Origin of the sequence: Vibrio sp. 10N.222.48.A3 (genome assembly GCF_041475345.1) — a bacterium.
Classification (GTDB): domain Bacteria; phylum Pseudomonadota; class Gammaproteobacteria; order Enterobacterales; family Vibrionaceae; genus Vibrio; species Vibrio tasmaniensis_A.
This window is the reverse complement of the sequence record NZ_JBFRVX010000809.1, coordinates 1-1,874: the sequence shown is the minus strand read 5'-3', so window position 1 is coordinate 1,874 and position 1,874 is coordinate 1. Positions and strand designations below refer to the sequence as shown.

Genomic DNA, 1,874 nt, shown 5'->3' with positions numbered 1-1,874 from the left:
GGGCAGCAACAGGGTTAACCAACTTGGGGTTCAAAATACCACCCAGTGCAAAAGTGGTCATTTGTGGCCCTACGGGCTGCGGAAAAACCACCTTAATTTCAATCATTGCTGGGCTAGAAGACCGCTATCAAGGCGCAGTTTCTGTCGATGGTTACAACATTAAACAGTTCAATAGCTACCGTTATCGCACCTCAATTAACTACATCCCTTTTAACCTGCATATTTTTGAAGGCTCACTAGAAACCAACTTCATTCTGCATAACGGACTCATTCCGACAGAGAAAATGCAGGAGATGGTGAGCTTCTTCGAGCTAGACGAATGGCTGCCAGAAGGCTTGGCGACTCAATTGAGTGTCGATAAGTGCAAAGGTCTTCCGAATGGAATTCAACAAAAGCTGCGTTTGGCACTTGGTTTAGGCAACTGTGAGCAATCTCTGATAATCATTGATGAACCGTTCAACGGGGCTGAAAATGAAAACGCCCAGTATTTTAACCGCCTGTTCAGCGATAAGTTGCTGAATAAGACCGTCATTTTTTCGACCAATGATCCCGGTTTGATCGCTACTTCCAATATGAGTTTGGTTCTAGAACCTGATGGCAACTTGAAATATTTTGGCTTAACAGACAAATACTTAAACAGCTTGAGTTAAACACGACGATGCTTATTCACAAATTACTCGTTAGATAAATGGATGTAATTGACAAAAACATAAGTGAGAGAGATGATTCGCTCTAAAATCACCGATACAAAGGAAGCAAATGTACACATTCGTTGCAGACAAGCTTGATGTCGCTTACTTATCCGCAATTCCTGAAAACCATCAACTTCAGGGCTGCGATGTGCCTGAAGAGGAAATCGAACTTCGAGAGATCATAGAAGTTTGGTATGAGTGTGCCTTTCTACCCGCTTTCAATCTTCAGAAAATCGATATCGAGAACAAAGCTGAGTTAACCGTCGTACAATCAAATGTTCTGAGCAACGATACGCGTACGCTCGCTTTCCTACTCAAAAACAGAGTGTACCGCGCTGCACTGAACAGAATGCTCGGTGTTTGGGCGCTAGAACCTTCTGCAAAAACGGTGTTAGAGCAACTTCTATTTGAACTAAGTCTCGATAAAAATCACCCTAATTAACTCGCTTTTTAAGATACTCATCAATAAGCATCAAAATCAAACCGACCGCCAAACGCTATAAATTGCTAGCAAGACAAGCTATTTCAAAATAAGCTGTGGAATCACAAGAACTTATACCCCTCCCACACTTCCATTAAATTTACAGTTTCAAAGTTTCCATATCGGCATTTTTATTCTACTGTTTTTATATAAAACCAGTTGGATGGATCCTTAATATGTCGACACTCACGGTCTGGAATAACCTTTCAGTTAAACATAAACTCTTTGGCTTAGTTCTACTACCGATCTCATTGCTCCTTTTCTTAGCCGGTAGACAAGCTTACTTTCTGACGACGCAGTTAAACGATTTTGAGCGAACCAATCAGTTAGCAATTTACCTTGAAGATATCTCTGTCTTGTATCGAAGTACTTTGGCCCCAAACACTGAAGAGTTCGTTAATCGAAGTGCTAAGGTAAATGCCGAGCTCAAAGCACTTTCACCCAGCATATTTCTAAACAGTTCCGAAGAAGTGAACCAACTGCTGGCCGACTTCAGTGAGGCAACCTTGTCGACTATGAAAACGACCGACAGTTTCGATAAGCTGGATGCGATTGAATGGCAAAGTGACTTGTACCAACAATTGTTGCTAGCCATTGAGAAAGTCCCTTTTGATATCACCAAGCGTGAGATTCAACAGCACCTCACCGCCTTGCATCAACTAGAGTGGTTGATGTTTTGGTCAAATGAAGAATTTAAGCTC

At 41.8% G+C, this 1,874-nt stretch carries 2 protein-coding genes and 1 pseudogene; all 3 read left to right on the top strand.

What is annotated here, in order from left to right; translation table 11 throughout:
• On the top strand, window positions 1-650 hold a 650-nt coding region (locus AB4653_RS20065), incomplete at its 5' end, for an ATP-binding cassette domain-containing protein (RefSeq protein ID WP_372105145.1).
• Window positions 651-759: 109 nt separating this feature from the next.
• The gene (locus AB4653_RS20060) at window positions 760-1,134 is read left to right on the top strand and encodes a hypothetical protein (RefSeq protein ID WP_009844972.1); all 375 of its coding nucleotides are present in this window, start codon (window positions 760-762) and stop codon (window positions 1,132-1,134) included.
• Between the two features lie 215 nt (window positions 1,135-1,349).
• Window positions 1,350-1,874 (top strand): annotated as a pseudogene (locus AB4653_RS20055) (hybrid sensor histidine kinase/response regulator); the annotation flags it as partial.

Bases quoted from the DNA above. Each gene is read 5' to 3' on its own strand.
- AB4653_RS20060 (WP_009844972.1), top strand. From the start codon at position 760: ATGTACACATTCGTTGCAGACAAGCTTGATGTCGCTTACTTATCCGCA.